This window comes from Citreicella sp. C3M06 (assembly GCF_018860705.1).
GTDB lineage: Bacteria > Pseudomonadota > Alphaproteobacteria > Rhodobacterales > Rhodobacteraceae > Salipiger.
In genome coordinates, this window is record NZ_JAHKQA010000041.1 from 152,261 (window position 1) to 168,425 (window position 16,165).

General features: G+C 63.6%; 18 protein-coding genes and 1 pseudogene. 11 read left to right on the forward strand and 8 right to left on the reverse strand.

Annotated elements, in window-relative coordinates; genetic code table 11:
* Position 1: 1 nt before the first annotated feature.
* The 4 genes from KO516_RS09075 (at position 2) to KO516_RS09090 (ending at position 2,553) form a co-directional block, all read left to right on the forward strand.
* Complete coding sequence (locus KO516_RS09075) at positions 2-682, forward strand: endonuclease/exonuclease/phosphatase family protein (protein WP_216003465.1); 681 nt, start codon at positions 2-4, stop codon at positions 680-682.
* A gap of 72 nt (positions 683-754) precedes the next feature.
* On the forward strand, positions 755-1,669 hold the full coding sequence (gene trxA, locus KO516_RS09080; RefSeq protein ID WP_216003466.1) for a thioredoxin: 915 nt from the start codon (positions 755-757) through the stop codon (positions 1,667-1,669).
* A 27-nt stretch (positions 1,670-1,696) separates the two neighbouring features.
* Positions 1,697-2,344: an LON peptidase substrate-binding domain-containing protein gene (locus KO516_RS09085; protein ID WP_216003467.1), complete on the forward strand. Its 648-nt coding sequence runs from the start codon at positions 1,697-1,699 to the stop codon at positions 2,342-2,344.
* Positions 2,341-2,553, forward strand: coding sequence for a Trm112 family protein (locus KO516_RS09090; RefSeq protein WP_216003468.1), 213 nt, complete (start codon positions 2,341-2,343; stop codon positions 2,551-2,553). Before KO516_RS09085 ends, KO516_RS09090 begins: the two co-directional genes overlap by 4 nt.
* On the opposite strand, the gene KO516_RS09095 is transcribed toward KO516_RS09090, so the two are convergent.
* The 7 genes from KO516_RS09095 to KO516_RS09125 form a co-directional block, all read right to left on the reverse strand.
* Positions 2,550-3,506, reverse strand: coding sequence for a D-glycerate dehydrogenase (locus KO516_RS09095; protein WP_216003469.1), 957 nt, complete (start codon positions 3,504-3,506; stop codon positions 2,550-2,552). The two genes, KO516_RS09090 and KO516_RS09095, sit on opposite strands and share 4 nt — an antisense overlap.
* The gene (locus tag KO516_RS09100) at positions 3,503-3,841 is read right to left on the reverse strand and encodes a tRNA-binding protein (protein ID WP_216003470.1); all 339 of its coding nucleotides are present in this window, start codon (positions 3,839-3,841) and stop codon (positions 3,503-3,505) included. Before KO516_RS09100 ends, KO516_RS09095 begins: the two co-directional genes overlap by 4 nt.
* Positions 3,834-4,649: a pyrroline-5-carboxylate reductase gene (proC, locus tag KO516_RS09105; RefSeq protein ID WP_216003471.1), complete on the reverse strand. Its 816-nt coding sequence runs from the start codon at positions 4,647-4,649 to the stop codon at positions 3,834-3,836. The genes KO516_RS09100 and proC overlap by 8 nt, the downstream gene beginning before the upstream one ends.
* Positions 4,650-4,744: 95 nt before the next feature.
* Positions 4,745-6,178, reverse strand: coding sequence for a tannase/feruloyl esterase family alpha/beta hydrolase (locus tag KO516_RS09110; RefSeq protein ID WP_216003472.1), 1,434 nt, complete (start codon positions 6,176-6,178; stop codon positions 4,745-4,747).
* A 67-nt stretch (positions 6,179-6,245) separates the two neighbouring features.
* Complete coding sequence (locus KO516_RS09115) at positions 6,246-6,746, reverse strand: YbjN domain-containing protein (RefSeq protein ID WP_216003473.1); 501 nt, start codon at positions 6,744-6,746, stop codon at positions 6,246-6,248.
* Positions 6,747-6,984: 238 nt separating this feature from the next.
* Positions 6,985-7,518 carry a DUF3859 domain-containing protein gene (locus KO516_RS09120; protein WP_216003474.1) on the reverse strand — a complete coding sequence of 178 codons (534 nt, stop codon included), beginning with the start codon at positions 7,516-7,518 and terminating at the stop codon, positions 6,985-6,987.
* Positions 7,519-7,628: 110 nt separating this feature from the next.
* Positions 7,629-9,227 carry a phosphoenolpyruvate carboxykinase gene (locus KO516_RS09125; protein WP_216003475.1) on the reverse strand — a complete coding sequence of 533 codons (1,599 nt, stop codon included), beginning with the start codon at positions 9,225-9,227 and terminating at the stop codon, positions 7,629-7,631.
* Positions 9,228-9,580: 353 nt separating this feature from the next.
* Between KO516_RS09125 and KO516_RS09130 the strand changes: the two genes are divergently transcribed.
* The 7 genes and pseudogenes from KO516_RS09130 to KO516_RS09155 all read left to right on the forward strand — a co-directional run bounded on the left by KO516_RS09130 (position 9,581) and on the right by KO516_RS09155 (position 15,074).
* Complete coding sequence (locus tag KO516_RS09130; protein WP_216003476.1) at positions 9,581-10,282, forward strand: response regulator transcription factor; 702 nt, start codon at positions 9,581-9,583, stop codon at positions 10,280-10,282.
* Positions 10,283-10,285: 3 nt separating this feature from the next.
* The gene (locus KO516_RS09135) at positions 10,286-12,019 is read left to right on the forward strand and encodes a sensor histidine kinase (protein ID WP_216003477.1); all 1,734 of its coding nucleotides are present in this window, start codon (positions 10,286-10,288) and stop codon (positions 12,017-12,019) included.
* Positions 12,020-12,022: 3 nt separating this feature from the next.
* Positions 12,023-12,253: pseudogene (locus KO516_RS24535) on the forward strand (HPr kinase/phosphorylase); the annotation flags it as partial.
* A gap of 201 nt (positions 12,254-12,454) precedes the next feature.
* Positions 12,455-13,381 carry an RNase adapter RapZ gene (rapZ, locus tag KO516_RS09140; protein ID WP_252737501.1) on the forward strand — a complete coding sequence of 309 codons (927 nt, stop codon included), beginning with the start codon at positions 12,455-12,457 and terminating at the stop codon, positions 13,379-13,381.
* Complete coding sequence (locus tag KO516_RS09145; RefSeq protein WP_216003479.1) at positions 13,378-13,776, forward strand: PTS sugar transporter subunit IIA; 399 nt, start codon at positions 13,378-13,380, stop codon at positions 13,774-13,776. The genes rapZ and KO516_RS09145 overlap by 4 nt, the downstream gene beginning before the upstream one ends.
* Before the next feature lie 33 nt (positions 13,777-13,809).
* Entirely contained in the window at positions 13,810-14,088 is a 279-nt protein-coding gene (locus tag KO516_RS09150; protein ID WP_216003480.1) for an HPr family phosphocarrier protein, read from the forward strand.
* 92 nt (positions 14,089-14,180) lie between these two features.
* Positions 14,181-15,074 (forward strand): lysophospholipid acyltransferase family protein, encoded by an 894-nt coding sequence (locus tag KO516_RS09155; RefSeq protein WP_216003481.1) that lies wholly within the window; start codon positions 14,181-14,183, stop codon positions 15,072-15,074.
* A gap of 75 nt (positions 15,075-15,149) precedes the next feature.
* On the opposite strand, the gene KO516_RS09160 is transcribed toward KO516_RS09155, so the two are convergent.
* Positions 15,150-16,025, reverse strand: a complete 876-nt coding sequence (locus KO516_RS09160; protein ID WP_216003482.1) for a 3-hydroxybutyryl-CoA dehydrogenase — start codon at positions 16,023-16,025, stop codon at positions 15,150-15,152.
* Between the last annotated feature and the right edge of the window lie 140 nt (positions 16,026-16,165).

The following is a 16,165-nucleotide window of genomic DNA, read 5'->3' on the forward strand; positions in this document are numbered from 1 at the left end:
CGTGAAGATCGTAAGTTACAATATCCGCAAGGCGCTTGGCACCGACCGGCGGCGCGATCCGGCACGCATTCTGTCGGTTCTGAACGGCATCGACGCAGATGTGGCACTGCTGCAGGAGGCCGATCTGCGGCTCGGCCCCCGCCCCACCGCGCTGCCACGGTTCCTGATTTCGCAAGAGACCGATTATCAGATCGCCGATCTTGCGGTGAATGACGTCAGCATCGGCTGGCATGGCAACGCGGTGCTGCTGCGCAAGGGGCTGGTCTGCAAGCGCAGCAAGCGGCTTGCCCTTCCGGGGCTGGAGCCGCGCGGCGCGGTGCTGGTCGAGGTCGGCGGCATGACCCTTGTCGGCACCCATCTGGGGCTGATGCGGCGCTATCGGTTGCTTCAGATGACCAAGATCCGCGACTATCTCCGGGGGTGCGAGCCCAACGCGCTGATCGCCGGGGATTTCAACGAATGGTCCGACGTGCGCGGCTACGAGCCGTGGGAAAACGTGTTCACCCTGTGCCTGCCGGGGCGCAGCTATCACGCCCGCCGCCCCGTCGCCGCGCTGGACGGGCTTGCCCATGGCGCGGGGTTAACCGTCGAAGCGATGGGGGTCGAAACCGGGCATCTCGCCCGTCTTGCGTCGGATCACCTGCCGATCTGGGCCCAGATACGGCGCCGCGACGCCGCCTAGCACCCTTGCAACCCAGCCGTTCATGCGCCATCTGTCATTCGGATATGACCGCCAGCAGCGGAGGAATGTGATATGCTCGAACTTGGTGGACAGGCAGCAGCGCCTGCACAGGACCTGATCAAGGACGTGACCGAGGCCGATTTCATGGCCGAGGTCGTCGACCGCAGCCAGCAGGTGCCGGTCATCGTCGATTTCTGGGCACCGTGGTGCGGCCCGTGCAAGACGCTGGGACCGGCGCTGGAAAAGGCCGTGACCGAAGCCAAGGGCGCCGTCGTCATGGCCAAGGTCAATGTCGACGAAAGCCAGATGATCGCCTCGCAGCTGCGCATCCAGTCGATTCCCACGGTCTATGCCTTTTACAAAGGCCAGCCGATCGACGCATTTCAGGGCGCGGTTCCCGAAAGCGAACTGAAGGCCTTTGTCGCGCGGGTGATCGAAGCGTCGGGCGGCGATGCCTCTGGCGGGCTTGATGCTGCCGTCGAGGCCGCCGAGGAAATGCTCGAGCAGGGCGCGGCAACCGATGCGGCGCAGACCTTTGCCGCGATCCTCGAAGAAGATCCGGTGAACGCGCGCGCCTATGCCGGTTTCGTGCGGGCGCATATCGAGATGGGGGATCTCGACCAGGCCGAGGCGATCCTCAACGGCGCCCCTGTCGAGATCAGCAAGGCGCCCGAACTTGACGCCGCACATGCCATGCTTGAACTGGCAAAGCAGGCCGCAAACGCCGGCCCCGTCGCCGAGCTGAGCGCCGCGGTCGAGGCCGACCCGGCCAACCATCAGGCCCGGTTCGACCTTGCTCAGGCGCTGTATGCCAAGGGCGATGCACAGGGCGCGGTGGACCAGCTGCTCGAAATCTTCCGCCGCGAGCGCGAGTGGAACGACGGCGCTGCCAAGACCCAGCTCTTCACCATTTTCGATGCGCTGAAACCGAACGATCCGGTGGTACTGAACGGTCGGCGCAAACTCAGCTCGATGATATTTGCCTGACGCGCGGCGCGAGCTAGCTGGCATCTCATGTCCAGACGATTTGATCTGCCGGATATCATCCCGGTTTTCCCCCTGCCCGGTGCGCTGCTGCTGCCGCGCGCCCGGCTGCCCCTGCATATCTTCGAGCCGCGGTACCTCGCGATGCTCGACGATGCGCTCAAGACCGATACCCGGCTGATCGGCATGATCCAGCCGGACAAGATGGCCGAGAAAGACGGCGGCACCGGGCTGCACCGCATTGGCTGCGCCGGGCGGGTCACCCAGTTTTCGGAAACCGAAGACGGGCGCTACATGGTCACGCTTTTCGGACTGTCGCGGTTCCGCATTCTTGAAGAGATCGACGGCTTCAGCCCCTATCGCCGCTGCAAGGTCAACTGGGATGGGTTCGAGCGGGACAAGGCCGGCACCGAACATGATGCCGGGTTCGACCGGGATGCGTTTCTTGCGACGCTGGATCGTTTCTTTCACCTGCGCGGGCTGGATGCCGACTGGGGCTCGCTCAAGGATGCCGATGACGAGCTTCTGGTGAATTCGCTGTCGATGCTGCTCGACCTTGCCCCCGAAGACAAGCAGGCGCTGCTGGAGGCGCCCTCACTCAGCACACGCCGCGAGACGCTGGTTACATTGATCGAATTCGCCCTGCGGGGCGGTGGCACAGAGGACAAGCTGCAATGACCGACACCCAGCCGACCGAGCGCCCCGAGCGCCCAGTGGAATTCGACCGCCGGATGCTTGAAATTCTGGTCTGCCCGGTGACTCAGGACACGCTGGAATACAGTGCCGCGCGCTCCGAGCTGATCAGCCGGGGTGCGGGCCTTGCCTATCCGATTCAGGGCGGGATCCCCCTGATGCTGATCGACGAGGCCCGCCGGATCGAAGACTAGACCGGGTTCGGCACCGGCTCGCCCGCAAAGAAGGCGCGCAGGTTTTCCACCGCCATGCGGCCCATGTCTTCGCGCACTTCCAGCGCCGAGGTGCCAAGGTGCGGCAGCAGGGTCACGTTGTCCAAGGCGCGCAGCGCCTCGGGCACCTCGGGTTCGTTTTCATACACATCCAACCCCGCCCCAGCGATGCGCTGCGATTTTAGCGCCCCGGTCAGCGCCGCCTCGTCAACGATGTCGCCCCGCGCGACGTTCACCAGATAGGCGGTGGGTTTCATCGCCCCGATGACCTCGGCACTGACGGCGTGATGGGTCGCGGGGCTGGCCGCCAGCGACACCACCAGCACATCGACCTCTGCCGCAAGCGCCACCGCATCGGCGCAATAGTCCGCCGGAAAATCTAGCGTCTTTTCGCTGCGCGAGGTGTAAAAGACCTGCATCCCGAAGCCGAAATGGCAGCGTTTCGCGATGGCCTGACCGATGCGACCCATCCCGAGAATGCCGACGGTCTTGCCCGACATGTGCAGACCCAGCATTTGCACCGGGTGCCAGCCCTGCCATTGCCCGGAACGCACGAGGCGCTCGCCCTCGGCGGCGCGTCGGCAGCTCATCAGCATCAGCGTCAGGGCGATGTCGGCGGTGGCGTCGGTCACCGCGCCGGGGGTGTTTGTCACGGTGATGCCGACGCTGCGGGCGATCTCTGTGTCGATATGGTTGAACCCCATGCCGAAATTCGCAAGGATCTTTGCCCGTGGCACGCCGGCATCGGCAAAGACCTTGGCATCGAACCTGTCCCCCAGCGTCACCAGCGCGCCGTCGTAGTCGGTCAGCGCGGCGCGAAGTTCACCCGCATCAAGCGGATCGGGGCGATCGCGATACTCGACATCGAACAGGCTGCGCGCCTGCGCCACGACGCTTGGCGGCAGGTTGCGCCCGATCAAGATGCGCGGGCTCAATGCAGCCGCGCCCCAAGCGGGACCTCCTGTTCGGGGCCAGCCAGCACCACGGCGCCCGCGTCATCCATGACCCCCAGCACAAGGCATTCCGACATGAACGGCCCGATCTGACGAGCTGGGAAATTGGTCACCGCCATGACCTGCCGCCCGGCCAACGCTTCGGGCGTGTAATGCGCGGTGATCTGCGCCGAGGATTTCTTTTCGCCAATCTCGGGGCCGAAATCGATCCAGAGCTTGATCGCAGGTTTGCGCGCCTCGGGGAAGGGTTCGGCCCGGATCACCCGGCCGACGCGAATATCGACCTTGGCAAAATCGTCGTAGGTGATCTCAGCCATTCGCAAGCTCCCGCGAGCGGTTTGCCGCAGCCGCCACCGTGGCCCGGACCAGCGGCGGCAGGCCGCTGTCGTCGTTCATCAAGACCTCGAGCCCGGCCTGCGTCGTGCCGTTGGGCGACGTTACGTTTCTGCGCAGCTCGCCCGGTGCGATGCCCGATTGCATGGCAAGCGCCCCAGCCCCGGCAACGGTTGCCCGCGCCAGTTGCAAGGCCAGCTCGGGGGCCAGCCCTTCGGCCTCGCCAGCCGCGGCGAGGCATTCGATCATGTGGAACACATAGGCCGGGCCAGAGCCGCTGACCCCGGTCACCGCGTCCATCTGCGCCTCGTCCTCTAGCCGCACAACCTCGCCGACGGCGCTGAGCAGCTCTTCGGCCTGATCCATCTGGGCGGCGCTGGCGCTGGCATTGCCGATGATCGCGGTGATGCCCTGCCCCACGGCAGCAGGGGTGTTGGGCATGGCGCGGATCACCGGCGTTTCCTCGCCCAGCGATTTTTCGTAATTGGCGATGGTCACCCCGGCAGCCACCGACAGGAACAGCGTCGTGCCGTTGCCATAGGGGATCAGCGAGGGCAGCGCCTCGGCCATCATCTGCGGCTTGACCGCGATCAACACGATGGCGGGATCCTGCGGCAGATCCTTGTTCAGCACCACGCGCTGTGCCTTGAGCCAGTCCGACGGGTACGGCTCGTTCACGAACACAGAAGACGCGGGAAGCCCGCGCGCCAGCCAGCCCTCAAGCATCGCCGAGCCCATCTTGCCGCATCCGAGAAGCACGAGCCCCCTGCGTGCGATCTCTCCGTCTTTCATGTCGTCACGTCTCCTGATGTTCGCGGCCAATCTGTCGCGGAGGGCGCCGGGTTGCAAGCGGCGAGGCCATGCATGGGCGCGGCCTCGCCGGCGGATCACTCGGCCATGATCGACATCGGGGCCGCGCCGCCGTCAAGCCACGCCTCGAGCGGGGTCATCGGATCGAGCGCATCGGCATTGATGCCGCCCGGCCCCGGCAGGATGCCGCAATGATCAAGCCCCGGCAGCATGAACAGCGCAACCGTGTCTTTCAGCGCCGCCTCGCCGCCCGCCTGCGCAGCGGCCTTTTCGTACCAGTCCACCGTCTTGTAAGGCGTGACGATGCTGTCCGCCCAGCCGTGCCAGACGATCATCTTGCCGCCCGCATCGCGAAACGCCGACAGGTCTGGATTGTCGCCGTTATAGACCTCGGCCAGCGCCGCCATCCGCGCCGGATCGGTTTCGGGATCGAAATCAAGCGGCGTCCAGTCCGGGCCGGGGTCGAGCGGATAGGCCATGTAGCGCCCGAAATCGCCTGCGAAGGCGTTGACCAGCTGGCCCCCGCCCTGCCCGTTGCCGGTGAGCCAAAGCCACCAGAACGGCTCCGATCCTTCGGGGATGCCGCCGGGGTAAAGCTGGGTGCCGTCGGCGCTACGCGGTCCCTCGCGCCATTTCGCCAAGGTGGCCATTTCGTCGCCCGACAGGCATTCCGCGCTGTCATCGCCGGTACAGGCGAGCGCCGAGAGGTCGATCTTGCAGGCGCGCGGGTCGGCGATCAGCCCATCCGTCGCGCCGTCGACGCCGTCGCATTGTGCCAACACCGCATCGCCGATCAGCGTGGCCTCGCCCGGCCCGAGGATCTGATTGCCATCCGCGTCGGTGTTGGCCTGTATCAACATCGGCATCTTGACGCCGACAAGCCCGGTGTAATCCATCGCGGGCGCGCCCGAGATGATGCCGTCGAACATCTCGGGATAACGCTGCGCCGCGACCTGCGCCATGCGTCCGCCGGTGGAACAGCCCTGAAAGATCGCGCGCTCGGCTGCGCCGTCGTAGAAGGCGCCGATCAGCGCCTGCGCGACGCGGTGCGTCTCGCCGATCGAACGCCAGCCCCAGTCGCGTTCGGCCCCCGGGTTGCCCATCGCCCAGCTGCCATCGGTGACCGACAGGCCAAGGTGACCGCTGTCAGAGGTGGCGGTGGCGTAGCCGCGCTCCAGCCCCGGGCGCATGGCATTGACCCAGGACGCGCCCGCATCGGCACGCCCCAGAATGCCGCAGAAGCCACCGCAGCCGGCTTGGTAATAGCCGCCGTTCCAGCCGGTCATCGGCAGGCGGATCTCGATGGAAATGGCTGGGCGGGCGGTGGCGCGGATCTCGCAATAGGCGGGCGCAGCGCCCTGCGCGGGCATCACCCGCGCCGAGCCAATCTGCGCGCCGTCGATCACCGTATCGCGCAGCGCGGTGCAAGCGCTATCGCCTTGCTGCGCCAGCGCCGGGGCTGCACTTGCCAGCACCAGCACCAGCGCCACAGCGGATGTCAGATAGTTCATGGTCTCCTCCCAGAGTTGCCTCAGAGAGGAGCTTTTCACCATTCAGGCGAGCGGTCCAGCCCGCAGATCAGGCCCGCCCGTAGGCTTCAGCAATGGCGATCTTGATCGCCTCAGGGGCGGATTTGCCAGCCCAGCAGATCAGCTGGAACGCCGGGTAATAGCGTTCCGATGCTGTCACAGCCGTGCTGATCATCGTGTCGATCTGATCGGGGCTGGCGACCTGCCCGCCCGACAGCACGAGGCCGTAGCGGTAGACCATCAGCTTTGGCTCGGCCCAATAGCTGAATGCCCCGGCCCAGCATTGATCATTGGCAAGGTTCAGCCCTTCGTACAGAACCGGCATCGCCTGCTGCGGCGGTTCCATTTCGAAAGAACAGATCATCCGCAGCGTCTCGTCAAAGGGCGACCATGCGAGGGTGATGGAATAGGTGCGCCACTGACCTTCGACCGCCATGGCGATCTGGTCTTCGGCCACGCGGTCGAAATCCCAGTCATGGTATTCGGCGAGGGTCTCGACGATGTCGATGGGATGAAGTTCATCACCCAGGTAGTCTTCGGACAGTGCCATGCGCCACCTCTTTTGTTCTCTTGCAGCCATGGACGTGGCAGCGCCCCATGGCTTGCTTGCTGCTCTAGGGGCTGGGATTGGTTACCAACTCCTTACCACATATCGTGCCTGTGTGGCCCTATTGCTGTAAAGCGAAATATTTGTGGACAACGCAATAAGTTGTGGATGCCTCGTGATTCTACGCAAGAGCCGCCTGTGGATATGTGGAAAACATATAGGGAACAGGAGGTGAACGCAACTAGGACAGAAAATCCTGACCGTAACAGACCGACAGCACCGCAGGCGCTGCAAGCTCGCTCACCACTTCGAAATGCTGCTCCATCAGGCGGGTGCCATCCGCCTCGAGCGACATCGACCAGTCGCCGGGGACCATCTCGTAGGGAAATTCGAAGGTGAAGAGGTTGAGGCTGCTGCCCTCGGTCAGCTCGGCCGCCCAGCTTTCGCGGGTGATGCCAGCCTCGCCCATCGGCGGGTGCTCGACCACCACGGTCACGGGCTGCCCCCCTACCCCCGGCGCGCCAGCGAACTTGACGCCAAAGCTGATGCCAGCCTTGGCGGGCACAACGCGCGTGGTCAGATCCATATCGCGGGTCTGGTCGATCAGGTTGATTTCGCCCATCAGGGTCTCGGGCGCGGGGCGGCTGCCGTTCGAGGTGACCTGACAGATTACCCCATAGTCGATCAACACCACGGGATCATTGGCATAAGAGCCGGCCGGGGCGGCCAATGCGGGCGCGGCAACAAACATGAGCAAACAAGCACGGGCGAACATGGGCACCTCCGGGGCACGGGCTACGCTGCAGCCTTAGCGCACCCGGGCCAAAAAGGAAAACGCCCGCCTTGTCGGGCGGGCGTTTCCGATCGTTTTCAAGCCGGGGAGGTTCAGCCGATTGCGGCGGCCTTCACGTCTTCGTCGATGTAGGGCACGTATTGCTCGAAGTTGTCAGCGAACATCTTCACCAGCTTCGCGGCCTGCGCATCGAAGGCACCCTTGTCGGACCAGGTGCGGCGCGGATCGAGCAGCAGCTCGGGCACGCCTTCCACGTCGACCGGCACTTCGAAGCCAAAGTTCGGGTCCTTGCGGAACTCTGCCTTCGACAGCGAGCCGTTCAGCGCCGAATGCAGCAGCGCACGGGTGGCCTTGATCGGCATGCGGTGGCCGGTGCCATAGGCGCCGCCGGTCCAGCCGGTGTTCACCAGCCAGCAGGTCGCGCCATGCTTGGCGATCTTGTCGCGCAGCAGGTTGCCATAGACCTCGGGGCGCAGCGGCATGAAGGGAGCGCCGAAGCAGGTCGAGAAGGTCGGCTGAGGCTCGGTGACGCCGCGCTCGGTGCCCGCCACCTTGGAGGTGAAGCCCGACAGGAAGTGGTACATCGCCTGCGCCGGGGTCAGCCGCGCGATGGGCGGCAGCACGCCGAAGGCATCGCAGGTCAGCATGATGATGTTCTTGGGATGCCCGCCAAGTGCCGTAGCGGACGCGTTGGAGATATACTCCAGCGGATAGGCGCAGCGCATGTTGGCCGTCAGGCTGTCGTCCTCGAAATCGAGCTCGAAGGTCTCCGGATCGAAGATCATGTTCTCGATCACGGTGCCGAATTTCGACGTGGTGGCATAGATTTCCGGCTCGGCCTTGGGCGACAGGCTGATGGTCTTGGCATAGCAGCCGCCTTCGAAATTGAAGGTGCCGCGATCCGACCAGCCATGTTCGTCATCGCCGATCAGCACGCGCTCGGGATCGGCCGACAGAGTGGTCTTGCCAGTGCCCGACAGGCCAAAGAACACGGCAGTGTCGACCGGGTTGTTGGGCGCGTGGTTGGCCGAGCAATGCATCGCCATGATGCCCTTGAGCGGCAGGATGTAATTCAGCAGCGTGAACACGGATTTCTTGTTCTCGCCAGCGTATTCGGTGCCGCCGATCAGAACCATCTTCTTGTCGAGGTTCAGCGCGATCACCGTATCGGTGCGGCAATTGTGCTTTTCGGGATCCGCCTTGAACGTCGGGCAGTTGACGATGGTGTATTCGGCAAGGAAATCATCCAGCGCGTCCCGGTCGGGGCGGCGCAGCATGTGGCGGATGAACAGCCCGTGCCATGCCAGTTCGGTCACCATGCGGACCTTGATCGAATAGGCCGGATCGGCGCCGCCGACCAGATCCTGAACGTAGTAGTCCTTGCCCTTCATGTGCTCGAGCATATCGGCGTACAGGTTGTCGAACCCCTCTTCCGACATTTCCCGATTGTTTTCCCACCAGATGTTGTCGACCGTCGACGGGCTTTTGACCACGTGTTTGTCCTGCGGCGACCGGCCGGTGTACTTGCCGGTGGTGACGTAGAACGCGCCGCCCTTGCCGAGAGTCCCCTCGCCCTTCTTGAGGGCGGCCTCGATCAGCGCCGGCTCGGTAAGGTTGTAGTAGACATTGCCCAGCCCTTCGATCCCTTGATCTTCCAGCCGGAATGCCGGGTTCACCCGTCCAAATGTCATCTGCCAAGCTCCTGTAGCTGCGGCGAGCGCCGCAGTCTGTTGTTCAGAACGGCAATGAGCCACCGTCCACCAGCGGCCTCCACCACCGGCCAGACCGCTTTAGCACGCTGAAAACGGCAGGGAATAGGACACAGGTCAAAGTTAGCGCAATCAAGTTTCGTTTAGCGTTAGCAATTTCGCGCCTTCGCTACCAGAGACAGCCGCTCTGAGACATTTTAGTCATTTATTGGGGAATTTCGGCTGAGATACAGACCGACCCCTGCCTGATTCGCTGTTAAATATTGTCGAAGGCCCGCAAGCACCGCATAGTGCGAGAAAAATCAGGCGTGATGAGCAGTTAAAGGAAGTAGCCAATGTCAAAAATTGCGCTCGTGGACGATGACAGGAATATCCTGACATCCGTGTCGATGACTCTGGAAGCCGAGGGATTCGAAGTCGAAACCTACAATGACGGGCAGGCCGCGCTCGACGCATTCAGCAAGCAGATGCCGGACATGGCGGTCTTCGACATCAAGATGCCCCGCATGGATGGCATGGACCTGCTTCAGCGGGTGCGACAGAAATCCAAGATGCCGGTGATCTTCCTGACCTCGAAGGATGACGAGATCGACGAGGTGCTCGGCCTGCGCATGGGCGCGGATGATTACGTCAAGAAACCGTTCAGCCAGCGGCTTCTGGTCGAACGCATTCGTGCGCTGCTGCGCCGTCAGGAAGCGGTGGCCGGTGACGTCGTGGGCGACACCGAGGAGACCAAGCTGATGACACGCGGCTCGCTGACCATGGATCCGCTGCGCCATGCGGTCAGTTGGAAAGGCGGCGACGTGTCGCTGACCGTGACGGAATTCCTGCTGCTTCAGGCGCTGGCGCAGCGCCCCGGCTTCGTGAAATCCCGCGATCAGCTGATGGACGTAGCCTATGACGATCAGGTCTATGTCGACGACCGCACCATCGACAGCCACATCAAGCGCCTGCGCAAGAAGATGCGCACCGTGGATGCCGAGTTTTCCGCAATCGAAACCCTTTACGGAATCGGTTACCGCTACAACGAAGAGTGAGGCATGGCGCTGGCCGAAGGAATATTGATGCGCGACGAAGGCTCGGGCGATCGGACTGACGCAGATGTGGTGCTGGGGGATGACTGGGTTGTCCCCGACAACACCATCGAAAAGGAACTTCGCGCCAGCCGTGCGCGCAGAAGTCTGTTTTCGCTCAACCGTTCGCCGCTGACCCGCAAGATCATCACGTTCAACCTGATCGCGCTGAACGTGCTGGTGGCCGGGATTCTCTGGCTGAACTCGTCACGCGATACGCTGGTCCTGCAACGTGGCAATGCGCTTGGCTCCGAGGTCGAGCTGATCGCCGACGTCATCGAAACCCGGCTGCCGGACGGAGCGCCGCTATCGATCGGCACCGCTCCCGAGGTCGACGTGCCCGGCATTCTCGCCGGGCTCGACCTGCGCCGGGGGGTCGATCTGCTCGTCTTCGACGCTGGCAACTTCCTTGTCGGCGAAACCATCGGCACCCTGCCCGAGCTGATGCCATCGGACCCGCGCGGCGATAATCGCCCGACGCTGATTTCGGATTTCCTCGATACGGTCTGGCGCGGCATCGCGGGCATGTTCGCCTATTTCGAGGATGCGCCGAATCTTGCCACCGAGGACAAGCTGCGGCGGATGATTGAAAGCGGCGATCTGACGCTGACACGGGTTCTTCCGGGCAAGGATGCCACCGGCAAGACGCTATTCACCGCCTTCTCGCCGATCCGGCAGGGCGATGCCATCGTTGGCACCGTGGCGCTGGTCTCGACCGCGGCCGAAATCGACGCCACCGTCAGCGCCGAACGCGAGCGGGTGCTTCAGATGTTCGTCATCGCCACGCTGGTGTCGATCGGGCTGAGCCTTGTGCTCGCCTCGACCATTGCCAACCCGATCTCCGATCTGGCCGATGCCGCCGAAATCGGGCGCGAGCGCAACCACAAGGGCAAGGGGGGCACTTCGCGCCGCATCCGCATTCCCGACCTGACCGCCCGCCCCGACGAAATCGGCCGCCTGTCCGGTTCGCTGCGCGGCATGGTCTCGGCGCTCTATGACCGCATCGACAGCAACGAGCAGTTCGCCGCTGATGTTGCACATGAAATCAAGAACCCGCTGGCAAGCCTGCGCTCTGCCATCGGCAGCCTGCGCATCGTCAAGAAAGACGAACATCGTGCCAAGCTGCTGGACGTCATCGAACATGACGTGCGTCGCCTCGACCGGCTGGTCAGCGACATTTCCAATGCTTCGCGGCTGGATTCCGAACTGGTCAAGGAAGAAGAGCAGGAATTCAACCTGCTGGAGATGCTCGGAAATCTCGCCCAGTTTCTGGGTGAAGATGCGCGCCGCAAAGGGGTGGAATTCATCACCGACCTGCCTCCCCGTCCGATCATGATCAACGGGCTTGAACCCCGGTTGGCGCAGGTGTTCGTCAACCTGATCAGCAACGCCGTCAGCTTTTGCGAAGATGGCGACGCCATCCGCGTCTGGGCCAGACGCCGCGACAATCGCGTGCTTGTGGTGGTCGAGGATACCGGCCCCGGCATCCCCGAAGAGGCGCTGCAAAAGATCTTCAAACGCTTTTACTCGCAACGCCCCGAGAACGATTTTGGCAACAACTCGGGTCTTGGCCTTGCGATTTCCAAGCAGATCGTCGAGGCGCATGGCGGCGTGATCTGGGCCGAAAACATCCGCCCCACCGAGGCCGACGTCACCTCTGAACCGCTTGGCGCGCGCTTCGTCGTGGGCCTCCCGATCTAGGGCATGATCCCCGAAGGTGCCTCTGTGATCCATGCCACCGCCGTCGCGGTGGACGGGATGGGGCTGCTGATCCGCGGCGCATCCGGGCGTGGAAAATCCGGCCTTGCCTTGGAATTGCTGGCGCGCGGCGCGGTGCTGGTGGCGGATGATCAGGTGATTGTCACGCCTGAGGGCGAGGCGCTCTGGCTGTCCTGCCCCGAGGCGCTGAACGGGCTGATCGAGGCGCGCGGGCTGGGGCTGCTTGGCGCTGCAATGGCCGGGCGGGTGCGGCTGGCGGCGGTTCTCGATCTGGATGAAACCGAAACTGCACGCTTGCCGCACCGCCGCGAAATCATGCTGCACGGGCGCAGAATCCCCTTGCTAAGCCGCGCGCTCACCCCCACTTTCCCGGCAGCGCTCATACAGTATCTCCGCGGCGGACGAAGGGAAGACCTCTTGCAGACGGACCAACAGGCGCGGACCCAGAGAGTGGTCCTTGTCACCGGCCCGTCAGGCGCCGGACGGTCCACCGCGATCAACGCGCTAGAGGATTTCGGCTTCGAGGCGATCGACAATATCCCGCTCAGCCTGATTCCGCGGCTGCTTGAGGGCGGCGCGCTGTCGCGCCCTGTCGCGCTGGGGGTCGATATTCGCAACCGGGAATTCTCGGTGCTGCGCCTGCTCGACCTCTATCGCGCGCTTGGGCAGGATCAGCGGATCTCGGTACAGTTGCTTTATCTCGATTGCCTGCCCGACGTGCTGGCCCGGCGCTATTCCGAAACCCGCCGCCGCCACCCGATGTCGCCGGACGAAAGCTATACCGCGGGCATCGCGCGCGAAATGTCCCTGCTGAACGAGGCGCGCAACGCCGCAGATATCCTGATCGACACCTCCGAACTGTCGCCGCATGATTTGCGCGCGCGGATGGAAAGCCTGTTCACCGACGATGCCGGGCAGCGCCTTGCGGTGTCAGTCCAGAGCTTTTCCTACAAGCGCGGCCTGCCGCAGGGGCTGGACTGGGCGTTCGACTGCCGCTTCCTCGACAACCCGTATTGGGAGCCTGCGCTGCGCAGCCTGACCGGGCTCGACCCCGCCGTACAAGATCACGTCGGCCGCGACGCGCGCTTCGCGCCTTTCGTCGACAAGCTGACCAGCCTCGCCTTGTTCGTGCTTCCGGCCTGCAAGGAAGAAGGCAAGGCGCATCTGGCTTTCGGGCTGGGCTGTACCGGCGGGCAGCATCGGTCTGTTACCGTCGCGGAAACCTTGGCACGCAGCCTTGCAGAGCACGGCTGGCAGGTGTCATGTAGACACCGCGAACTGGAGCGCAGGGGGCTGGCCGTGCCCGCCCCGACGCGAGAGGATCTCGGAGGACGGCAAGCGTGATCGGCATCGTGATCGTCGCCCATGGAGGGCTGGCGCGGGAATACCTTGCCGCGGTCGAGCATGTGGTCGGCACACAGCCCGGCGTGATCGCCGTGTCGATCGAAGCCGACCACGATCGCGCCCGCAAGCAGGCCGAGATCTGCACCGCCGCTGATGATGTCGACACTGGCGATGGCGTGGTGCTTGTCACCGATCTGTTCGGCGGCTCGCCCTCGAACCTGTCGCTGCTTGCCTCTCAGCAGGAAAACCGGCGGATCCTCTACGGCATGAACCTGCCGATGCTGATCAAGCTGGCGAAAAGCCGGCAAATGGATGTACCCGATGCGGTAAAGGGCGCGCTCGAAGCCGCCCGCAAGTATATTGACAGCGCGAACATCAAGCCTGATCCCCGGTGAACCGGCCAGTCTGACGCGTGCAGGAAAGAGACCATGACCGAAACGGTACAGCGTAAACTCAAGATCGTGAACGAAAAGGGGCTGCACGCCCGTGCTTCGGCCAAGCTTGTCGAGGTGGTCGAAGGCTTTGATGCCCGCGCCGAGGTCTCGAAGGACGGGCTGAGCGCCGGCGGTGACAGCATCATGGGGCTTTTGATGTTGGCAGCCTCCAGGGGAACCTTTATTGAGATCGAAACGTCCGGCCCGGACGCAGAGGCGCTTGCGGATGCATTGGAAGCTCTTGTCGCGCACCGGTTCGGAGAGGACGACTGAGCGCCGATCAGGCGCCAGAGAACAGGTCACCCACGGATGGCTGCAAGACGGAAGACCAGGAAACTGGCCAAAATACGGGTCGAAGCAAGCGCATGTTGGATAGTTCTCAGGCCTCGCTGTCTCGGCGCAGCATGACGCCTCCGGCCCAGGCGCCGTATGACAAGCGCAAGCTCAGCTACGCCAACACCTTCACCAATCCTTGGAAGGCAAACACCATCCGCGCGATGGAATGGGCAACGGGAAAGATCCCGCTGATCCAGCTGGTGCGCCGGGTCGAACGCGACGGTGTGCGCAGCGGTCAGGCCTTCTGGGCCCATGCGCTGGAGCATATGCGCATTCCGCTGCTGACCCCCGAGGCGCAGATCCGCAACATTCCGGCGACCGGTCCGGTGGTTGTTGTCGCAAACCACCCGCACGGGCTGGTCGATGGCATGATCCTCGCCGAGCTGATCGGGCGCGTGCGCACCGATTACCGCATCCTGACCCGCGCGCTGCTGACTGGCGTTCCCGAGATCGAGGAATTCATGATCCCGGTGCCCTTCCCTCACGAAGAGCACGCCCGCGAGCAGAGCCTCGAGATGCGGACCCGGGCGATGGATCATCTGAGGACCGGCGGCGTGATCGCCCTGTTCCCCTCCGGCACAGTGGCCTCGTCGCAGACCCTGTTCGGATCGGCTGTCGAAGCGACGTGGAACCCGTTCACCGCCAAGATGATCCAGCGGTCGGGGGCAACGGTGGTGCCGATCTATTTCCCCGGTCAGAACAGCCGAGCCTACCAGATCGCCAACCGGATTTCGCCGACGCTGCGGCAAGGCTTGCTGATCCACGAAGTCATGCACGCCTGCGGGCGCGCACAGAACCCGGTGGTCGGACAACCGATCTTTCCTGCCGAGCTGAAAGACTGGGCCGGTAAGCAGCGCGACTTCATCGGCTGGCTGCGCGAGCGCACCTTGTCGCTGGGCGAAAATTCACTCGGCCAGAGCTGAAAACAGGGTCTCGTCCGCCCTCAGGCAAAGGGTGTCAGGATCTGTCGCAGGACAAATCCTGCCCGTGCCGTGGGATCAGCGGGTCGGCACCGGCTCGTCGCCGCGATAATCGTAAAAGCCGCGCTTGGTCTTGCGCCCGAGCCATCCCGCCTCGACGTATTTCGTCAAGAGCGGGCATGGGCGGTACTTGGTATCCGCCAGACCTTCATGCAGCACGTTCATGATCGCAAGACAGGTGTCGAGCCCGATGAAATCCGCCAGTTCCAGCGGCCCCATCGGGTGGTTTGCGCCCAGCTTCATCGCCATGTCGATGGATCGGACATTCCCGACGCCTTCATACAGCGTGTAGACCGCCTCGTTGATCATCGGCACAAGGATGCGGTTGACGATGAAGGCCGGGAAATCCTCGGCGCTCGCGGCGGTCTTGCCAAGCCTTTCGACCACGGCCAGACAGGCCTTGTAGGTCTCTTGATCGGTGGCAATGCCCCGGATCAGTTCGACCAGCTGCATCAGCGGCACCGGATTCATGAAATGGAACCCGAGGAATTTCTCTGGCCGATCCGTGCGCGACGCCAGCCGGGTGATCGAGATCGACGAGGTGTTCGAGGTCAGGATCGTGTGCGGCTTCAGGTGCGGCGCAATGCTGTCGAAAATCTTCTGCTTGACGCTTTCCTGTTCCGTCGCGGCCTCGATCACCAGATCGGTCGCACCAATCTCGGCCAGATCAAGCGTCGCGCGGATGCGCCCCATGGCGGCATCGCGCTCTTCGGCGGTGATCTTTTCGCGGCTCACCTGACGGTCCAGGTTCTTGCCGATCAGGGCGATCGCCTTGTCGAGCGCGTCCTGGCTGATATCCGACAGCCGCACCTCGTACCCGGCCAGCGCCATCACATGGGCGATCCCATTGCCCATCTGCCCCGCGCCGATCACCCCGATCGTGTTGATTTCCATCGTCCGCACCTCTGAATTGTCGGCTGCACGATAGTCATAGGCCGGGAAAGGTCGCAAGGACAGGCGGGCGGAATCTTCTGGTTTTTCGTCTTAGCGAAATCGAAAGGCGAATCTTCCAAAGTCATCATCGGGTGAGATGA